We start from the raw sequence: 8,477 nt of genomic DNA on the forward strand, positions 1-8,477 counted from the left end.
CCGTCGTCCGAGGCCCCGCCCGCGGCCGCCACCGACGCGGCGACGTGCCGGGCGTCGACGAGCATGACGACGCCGAGCACCGCGACCGCGAGCGCGATCGCCGCGACCACGTCGGTGAGGAAGTGGTAGCCGAGGTAGAGCCGGGACAGCGCGACGGCCGACGTCCCGACCACGGCCGCACCGGCCCAGCCCAGCACACGCGCGCGCGTCGGCCGGGCACGGACCACGAGGTATCCGGCGACCAGCAGCAGGGTCGCGGTGCCGAGCGTGTGGCCGGACGGGAACGATGCCGTGGTCTCCAGCCCGGGGACGTCCATCGTGGCGACCGGCGGGCGCGGGCGGTCGACGAGCCCCTTGAGCGTGAGCCCGAGCAGCGTCGAGCCGACCATCGCGCCGACCAGCAGCAGCGGCCGCCACCACTCCCGCCGCCGCAGCCCCCAGACCAGGGCCGCGACCGCCACGAGGACCGGCAGCACCGTCGGCCCGGTGACCAGGGAGATCGTGCGCATGGTGGCCGTGAGCGCCGGCCCGCGGGCCAGCACGAGGGCGTGCAGCACCGGGTTGTCGAGCCGGGCCAGGTCCTCGTGCTCGCGCACGCCGTCGAGCACGACGAGGAAGCCGGCGACGCCCACGAGGACCGCCACCGCACCGGGCAGCAGCCCGCGGGCCCACCACACCACCGGCCGCGGGTCCGTCACGGGGTGCCGCTGCTCACAGGGTCGCGCAGTTCGCGCAGGTGCCGAACAGCTCGAGGGTGTGCTCGATGTCGACGAACCCGTGCTCGGCGCCGATCGCGCGGACCATGGTCTCCAGGTTGGGGCCCTGCACCTCGACGGTGCGCCCGCAGGTGCGGCAGACCAGGTGGTGGTGGTGCCGGTCGGGGCGCTCGCAGCGGCGGAACAGCGACTCACCGGACTCGGTGCGCAACGTGTCGAGCTCACCGGCCGACGCCATCGCGCCGAGCGTGCGGTAGACGGTGGCCAGGCCGATGTCCTGCCCCTTCTCACGCAGCAGCACATGCACCTGCTGCGCGCTGCGGAAGTCGTCGAGGTCGTCGAGCAGCGAGGTGATGGCGGTGCGCTGGCGGGTGGTGCGCTGGCCGACCACGGGTCCTCCGAGGGTGGGGTGCGTGCACGGCGGTCGCCGTTCTCAACACGACCAGTCTAGTTGAGAACCGCTCCCGCCGTTTGGTCCTATCGCTAATGAGAACTACTCTCCCTATCGATCCCATCCCGTCGGCGGCACCCCGCCGACGAGTCCTGCTCGAACCGGAGAGCCCATGTCCTCCCTGCTCCGCCGCCTGCCGCTGGTCGCCGTCCCGCTCGCCGTCCTGCTGACCGCCGGGTGCTCCTCGTCTTCTTCGACCGCGGGCTCCTCCGCCTCGGCCTCGGCCCCGGCCGGTGCCGTCGTCGTCGTCGCCTCGACCAACGTGTGGGGGGACGTCGTCCAGCAGGTCGGCGGCGACCTCGTCGACGTCACCTCGCTCATGACGGACCCGAACGCCGACCCGCACTCCTTCGAGGCCAACGCCCAGTCCCAGCTCGCGGTCTCCAAGGCGTCCCTCGTCGTGGAGAACGGCGGCGGCTACGACGACTACATGGACACCATGCTGTCGTCGCTGTCCAGCAAGCCCGCCGTGATCAACGCCGTCGACGTCTCCGGCAAGACGGCCCCCGCGGGCGGCGAGCTCAACGAGCACGTCTGGTACGACTTCGCGACCGTCACCAAGGTCGCCGACACCATCGCCACCCAGCTGTCCACGGTCGACCCGAGCCACGCCGACACCTACGCCGCCAACGCCAAGACGTTCGACGCCAAGGTCGCCACGCTCACCCAGTCGACGGCCGACCTCAAGACCACCGTGGCCGGCAAGGGCGTCGCGATCACCGAGCCGGTGCCGGGCTACCTGCTGGGCAACCTCGGCCTGGTGAACAAGACGCCGGCCGAGTTCTCCGAGGCGATCGAGAACGAGACCGACGTGCCGGCGACGGTCCTGTCCGACACCCTCGCGCTCTTCAGCTCCCACGAGGTGGCCGCCCTGGTGTACAACGAGCAGACCACCGGTCCGCAGACGGAGCAGGTGCTCGCCGCCGCCAAGGCGGCCGGCGTGGCGGTGGTGCCCGTCACCGAGACCCTCCCCGCCGGCAAGGACTACATCACGTGGATGACCGCGAACCTCGACGCGCTGCGGACCGCGCTGACCGCGTGACCGGCGTCTTCGAGCTGGAGCACGCCGGCCTGGCCTTCGGTGACCGCATCCTGTGGTCCGGGATCGACCTGTCGGTCCAGGCCGGCGAGTTCCTCACGGTGCTCGGCCCCAACGGATCGGGCAAGACGACGCTGCTGCGCGTCGCCCTCGGGCTGCTGCCGCTGACCTCGGGGTCGGTGCGGGTGCTCGGGCACCCGCCGCGCCGGGGCAGCCGCGCCCTGGGCTACGTCCCGCAGCAGCGCATCGTCGACCCGGCCACCCCGGTGCGGGCCCGCGACCTCGTGCGGATGGGGATCGACGGCGACCGGTGGGGGCCTGGGCGCCACTCGCACCGGGCCCGGGTCGACGAGCTGCTCGAGTCGGTGGGTGCCGCCCCCTACGGCGACGTCCCGGTCGGGATGCTCTCGGGCGGTGAGCAGCAGCGCGTGCGGATCGCCCAGGCCCTGGCCTCCGAACCGGCGATCCTGCTGTGCGACGAACCGCTGCTGTCCCTGGACCTGCGGCGTCAGCACGAGGTCACCGCGCTCATCCACGCCACCCGCGAGGCCACCGGCACCGCGGTGATCTTCGTGACGCACGAGATCAACCCCGTGCTGCCGTACACCGACCGGGTGCTCTACCTGGGACCCGGCGGGCACGCGATCGGCGCCCCCGACGACGTGCTCACGTCGGCCGCCCTCACCGCGCTCTACGACAGCCCGATCGAGGTGGTCCGGGCCCAGGGCCGGGTGCTCATCGTCGGGGACGACCAGCACGTGCACCACGCCGACGACGAGCACCACCCGCACCCCGCGCACCAGGAGAACTCGTGACCGCCGCCCTGTCCGCCGTGCTGCAGGCCGCGGCCACCGACCCCTGGTGGAACCGGATGTTCAACTTCTCGCACTACGGCGAGCTGCTCGTGCTCGTGCGCGGGTCGCTCATCGCAGGCGCCCTGCTCGGGCTCGTCGGCGGGCTCGTCGGGGTCTTCGTCATGCAGCGCGACCTGGCGTTCGCCGTGCACGGCGTGAGCGAGCTGTCCTTCGCCGGGGCGGCCGCCGCGCTGCTCATCGGGGTCGACGTCGTCGTCGGGTCGGTGGCCGGCTCGCTCGTGGCCGCCGTGCTCATCGGCCTGCTCGGGGCGCGGGCCCGGGACCGCAACTCGATCATCGGCGTGCTCATGCCGTTCGGGCTGGGTCTGGGCGTGCTGTTCCTCGCGCTCTACCCAGGCCGGGCCGCCAACAAGTTCGGCCTGCTCACCGGGCAGATCGTCTCGGTGGACTCCGCGCGCGTGCAGGTGATGGCGGTGATCACGGTCGTCGTGGTCGGCGGGCTGGCGCTGCTGTGGCGCCCGCTCACCTTCGCCGGCGTGGACCCCGAGGTGGCCACCGCCCGCGGGGTGCCGGTGCGCGCCCTGTCGATCGCGTTCATGGTGCTGCTGGGCCTGGCCGTCGCGATGGCCGTGCAGATCGTGGGCGCGCTGCTCGTGCTCTCGCTGCTCATCACCCCGGCCGCGGCCGCCACCCGGGTGAGCGCGTCGCCGATCTGGGTGCCGGTGCTCGCGGTCGTGTTCGCGGAGGTCTCGGCGGTCGGCGGGATCCTGCTGGCGCTGGGCGCCTCGGTGCCGATCAGCCCGTACATCACCACCATCTCGTTCCTCATCTACGTCGTGGCGCGCCAGGTCGGCAACGCCCGGAACCGCCGCGGCTGGGTGCGGCGCCCGGCGGCCGCCGCGGTTCCGGCCGCCGGAGGTGGCACGCTGGGTTGATGTGAGCCACGACGCCGCCTCGACCCCGGACTCCCCCGGTCCGCGCCGCACCCGCAGGGGCGCGGCAACGCCGCCACGACGCGGTTCACGACGCACCGCCCAGGCACTCGTCGCCGCGGTGCTGCTGCTCGCGGTGGCCGCCGTCGTGACGATGGTGGCCACCTGGCCCGGGTCGGTGCACGAGGTCGCCGACAAGGCCGGTCTGGTGGACACCGGGGTGCAGTACGTCTCGGCGACCGTGACCGGCCGCACGACGAGCACGTGCGACGCCACCGTGGAGGACACCCGGGCCGACGGCTCGCAGCCCACCTCGGTGAGCTGTCTCAAGGTCGCCGCGCACGTGACGTCCGGCCCCCGGGCCGGGGCCGACATCTCGGTGATCGCGACCGCCTCGGTCACCGCCGACGAGGTGCCGGTGGGCACCCGGATCATCGTGGAGTACTACCCGGCGGCCGACGGCCAGGCCGAGACCTGGGCCTGGTCGGACTTTCGCCGCAGCGTGCCGCTGGGGGCGCTCTCGCTCGCGTTCGTCCTGGTGGCGGGGCTGGTCGGCGGCTGGCGGGGGTTGCGCTCGGTGCTCGGGCTGGCGATCGCGCTCGCCGTGCTGTGGGTCTACCTGCTGCCCGCGCTCATCACCGGCCGGCCGGCTGTGGTCACGTCCCTGGCGGCCAGCGTCGCGATCATGGTGGTGGTCGCCTACCTCACGCACGGGCCCACCCTGCGCACCACGACCGCCCTCATCGGCACCGTCGCGGGGCTGGTGATGATCGCCGGGATCGGGGTGCTCGCCGCGCATGCCGCGCACCTGAGCCCCGTGGCCGGTGAGGAGGACTTCCGGCTCGCCGGCATGCTCGGCGACGACGGTGTGGCGCGGCTGCGCGGGGTGTTCCTCGCCTCGATCGTGCTGGCCGGGCTCGGTGTGCTCAACGACGTGACGATCACGCAGGCCTCGGCGGTGGGCGAGCTGGCCGAGGTGGCACCGCGGGCCGGGTTCACCGCCCTGTTCACCGGGGGGATGCGGATCGGCCGCGACCACCTGGCCTCGACGGTGTACACCATCGCGTTCGCCTACGCCGGGGCCGCGCTCCCGGTGCTGCTCATGGTGCAGCTCTACGAGCTGCCGCTGGCCCAGACGCTCACGCAGGGCGTGTTCGCCCAGGAGATCGTGCGCACGCTGGCGGGTGCGATCGGGCTGCTGCTAGCCATCCCGGCGACCACCGCGATCGCCGCGGCCGTCGAGGTGCGCACCCGGCCGCACCCGGTCTGACCTGCGGCCTCCGGGCCGAACCGAGCCCCGAGGCAGGACATCGGTCCTGGTCAGCCTCCTGCTGGCGGCCATCCGGCGCAGATTGATGGGAGGAAAGGACCATCTGCCCATTCGTCCCATGAAGGCCCTCCGTAGCGTCGAGACATCAACCAACGCGAAGGAGAGTCCGGTGGCCGTCGCCGAACCCCGCACCAACCGCAAGGGTGCTGCCGCACCCGCAGCGCCCGCAGCCCCCGCCCCCGCGGCCGGGCCTGATCTCGCGGTCGCAGCCGCCATCGACGAGCTCGTGGCCAACGCCACCAAGGCGCTCGCCCAGTACGCCTCGTTCGACCAGGAGCAGGTCGACCGCCTCGTCAAGAAGGCCGCCGTCGCCGCCCTCGACCAGCACGGCTCGCTGGCCAAGCTCGCCGTCGAGGAGACCGGCCGCGGCGTCTTCGAGGACAAGGCCGTGAAGAACATCTTCGCGTGCGAGCACGTCACGCACTCGATGGCCAACGTCAAGACCGCCGGCGTCGTCTACCACGACGAGCTGCAGGGCATCACCGAGATCGCCGAGCCCGTCGGGGTCATCTGCGGCGTCACGCCCGTGACCAACCCGACCTCGACCGCGATCTTCAAGTCGCTGCTCGCGATCAAGACCCGCAACCCGATCATCTTCGCGTTCCACCCCGCCGCGCAGAAGTCCTCGGTCGCCGCCGCCAAGATCGTGCGCGACGCGGCCGTGGCCGCCGGCGCCCCCGAGCACTGCGTGCAGTGGGTCGCCGCACCGTCGATCGAGGCCACCAACCAGCTGATGAAGCACCCGGGTGTCGCGATCATCCTGGCCACCGGCGGCAACGCGATGGTCCGGGCCGCGTACTCCTCCGGCAAGCCCGCCCTCGGCGTCGGCGCCGGCAACGTGCCCGCCTACATCGAGAAGACCGCCAAGCTCAAGCGGGCCGTCAACGACGTCGTGCTGTCCAAGGCGTTCGACAACGGCATGATCTGCGCCTCCGAGCAGGCCGTCATCCTCGACGACGAGATCTACGACGCGGCGATGGTCGAGTTCCGCGCGCTGCACGCCTACGTCGCGAACGCCTCGGAGAAGGCCAAGCTCGAGGAGTTCATCTTCGGCGTCACCGCGGGCGGCACCAACTGCGCCGGTGCCAAGCTCAACCCGACCGTCGTCGGCAAGTCGCCGGTCTGGATCGCCGAGCAGGCCGGCTTCACCGTGCCCGCCGACACCTCGATCATCATGGCCGAGGTCTCCGGCGTCGGACCGGCCGAGCCGCTCACCCGCGAGAAGCTCGGCCCCGTGCTGGCCGTGCTGCGTGCGACGAGCACCGAGGAGGGCATCACCCTCGCCGAGAAGATGGTCGAGTTCGACGGTCTGGGCCACTCCGCCGCGATCCACACCCAGGACGAGGCGCTCACCATCGAGTTCGGCAAGCGGATCAAGGCCGTGCGCATCATCTGCAACGCGCCCAGCTCGCTCGGTGGCATCGGTGACATCTACAACGCGTTCCTGCCGTCGCTGACCCTGGGCTGCGGCTCGTACGGAGGCAACTCGGTGTCCAACAACGTCTCGGCGATCAACCTGGTGAACATCAAGCGGGTCGGCCGGCGCAACAACAACCTGCAGTGGTTCAAGGTCCCGGCCAAGACCTACTTCGAGCCGAACGCCATCCGCTACCTCGAGGACATGGCCGGTATCGAGCGGGTCACCATCGTCACCGACTCGACGATGACCACCCTGGGCTTCGTCGACAAGATCATCGACGTGCTCAACCGGCGCCCCAACACCATCGCGCTGCAGATCATCGACCAGGTCGAGCCCGAGCCGTCGGTGCGCACCGTGCAGGCCGGCGCCAAGCAGATGCGGCACTTCCGCCCCGACACGATCATCGCGCTCGGCGGTGGCTCGCCGATGGACGCCGCCAAGGTCATGTGGCTGCTGTACGAGCACCCCGAGATCGAGTTCTCGGACCTCAAGCAGAAGTTCTTCGACGTCCGCAAGCGTGCGTTCAAGTTCCCGGTGCTCGGCGACCTGGCCAAGCTGGTCTGCATCCCGACCACCTCGGGCACGGGCGCCGAGGTCACGCCGTTCGCCGTGATCTCCGACCCCGACGCGGGCAAGAAGTACCCGCTCGCGGACTACGCGCTGACCCCGTCGGTCGCGATCATCGACCCGGTGCTCACCGCGAAGATGCCGCGCTCGCTGGCCGCCGACTCCGGCTTCGACGCCCTCACGCACGCCACCGAGGCGTACGTGTCCGTCTACGCCAACGACTTCACCGACGGCATGGCGCTGCAGGCGATCCGCCTCATCTTCGACAACCTGGCGCAGTCGGTGAACGGCGACCCGGCCGACCCGGCCACCAAGGACGCCCGCGAGAAGATGCACAACGCCGGCACCATCGCCGGGATGGCGTTCGGCAACGCGTTCCTGGGGATCGTGCACGCGATGGCGCACGTCATCGGCTCGACGTACCACCTGGTGCACGGCAGGACGAACGCGACCCTGCTGCCGCACGTCATCCGCTACAACGGCAGCGTGCCGACCAAGCTCACGAGCTGGCCGAAGTACGAGCACTACGTCGCCCCGGAGCGGTTCGCGCAGATCGCGCGGTCGCTGGGCCTGCCGGCCGAGACGCCGGAGCAGGGTGTGGAGTCGTACGCCCTGGCCGTCGAGGCGCTGCGCTCGAAGGTGGGCATCCCCGCCTCCTTCGCCGCGCAGGGGGTCGACGAGGTGGAGTTCATCTCCCGGCTCGACGAGGTCGCCATGGGTGCCTACGAGGACCAGTGCGCCCCCGCCAACCCGCGGATGCCGATGATCGACGACATGAAGGACCTCATGACGGCGGCCTTCTACGGCACATCGGTCGAGCAGGTCCGCGCCGGCCGCGAGCCCGCCGCGGCCCCGGTCGCCCCGGTGGCCGAGGTCACCGAGGAGGCAGCCCCCGCGCAGGAGACCGCGGCCGTCGAGGGCTGACGACCGCACCGACGCACGCGGCCCCTGCCCGGCACGTCCGGGCAGGGGCCTCGTGCCGTCTCGGGGCACCGTCTCCGGGACCGCCTCTCGGGACCCCCGTCCGGGTGAAGTGCGCGACGCGTCGCGCGCGGTCCCTCCACGACGGGGTCAAGGCGCCGATCGTGCAGGTATGAGCAGCCGCGGCGCACCACGCCCGCTGGTCCGCCACCGGGTCGCCTGGTGGGTGGTCGCAGCGTGGGGGTCGCTCGCCCTGCTCGTGCTCGCCGGGCTCGCCGCCGCCGCC

At 71.9% G+C, this 8,477-nt stretch carries 7 protein-coding genes; 5 read left to right on the top strand and 2 right to left on the bottom strand.

Annotated features, from left to right (window positions below):
• Together F2B26_RS12605 and F2B26_RS12610 are read right to left on the bottom strand one after the other, a co-directional pair.
• Positions 1–698 (bottom strand): phosphatase PAP2 family protein (locus tag F2B26_RS12605; protein ID WP_159809898.1); only part of this gene is annotated, 698 nt, incomplete at its 3' end.
• Between the two features lie 13 nt (positions 699–711).
• Positions 712–1,107, bottom strand: coding sequence for a Fur family transcriptional regulator (locus tag F2B26_RS12610; protein ID WP_159809900.1), 396 nt, complete (start codon positions 1,105–1,107; stop codon positions 712–714).
• Positions 1,108–1,279: 172 nt separating this feature from the next.
• Between F2B26_RS12610 and F2B26_RS12615 the strand changes: the two genes are divergently transcribed.
• From F2B26_RS12615 to adhE, 5 genes are all read left to right on the top strand, one after another.
• Entirely contained in the window at positions 1,280–2,209 is a 930-nt protein-coding gene (locus F2B26_RS12615; protein WP_159809902.1) for a metal ABC transporter solute-binding protein, Zn/Mn family, read from the top strand.
• Positions 2,206–3,021, top strand: a complete 816-nt coding sequence (locus tag F2B26_RS12620; RefSeq protein WP_159809904.1) for a metal ABC transporter ATP-binding protein — start codon at positions 2,206–2,208, stop codon at positions 3,019–3,021. The genes F2B26_RS12615 and F2B26_RS12620 overlap by 4 nt, the downstream gene beginning before the upstream one ends.
• Positions 3,022–3,077: 56 nt before the next feature.
• Positions 3,078–3,956 (top strand): metal ABC transporter permease, encoded by an 879-nt coding sequence (locus F2B26_RS12625; protein WP_159809910.1) that lies wholly within the window; start codon positions 3,078–3,080, stop codon positions 3,954–3,956.
• A gap of 1 nt (position 3,957) precedes the next feature.
• The gene (locus F2B26_RS12630; RefSeq protein ID WP_235929654.1) at positions 3,958–5,223 is read left to right on the top strand and encodes a YibE/F family protein; all 1,266 of its coding nucleotides are present in this window, start codon (positions 3,958–3,960) and stop codon (positions 5,221–5,223) included.
• Positions 5,224–5,341: 118 nt separating this feature from the next.
• A complete protein-coding gene (gene adhE, locus F2B26_RS12635; protein WP_159809906.1) occupies positions 5,342–8,194 on the top strand; it encodes a bifunctional acetaldehyde-CoA/alcohol dehydrogenase in 2,853 nt (950 codons plus the stop codon).
• Positions 8,195–8,477: the final 283 nt, after the last annotated feature.

The sequence above is a fragment of the Cellulomonas citrea genome, assembly GCF_009829685.1.
Taxonomy (GTDB): domain Bacteria; phylum Actinomycetota; class Actinomycetes; order Actinomycetales; family Cellulomonadaceae; genus Cellulomonas; species Cellulomonas citrea.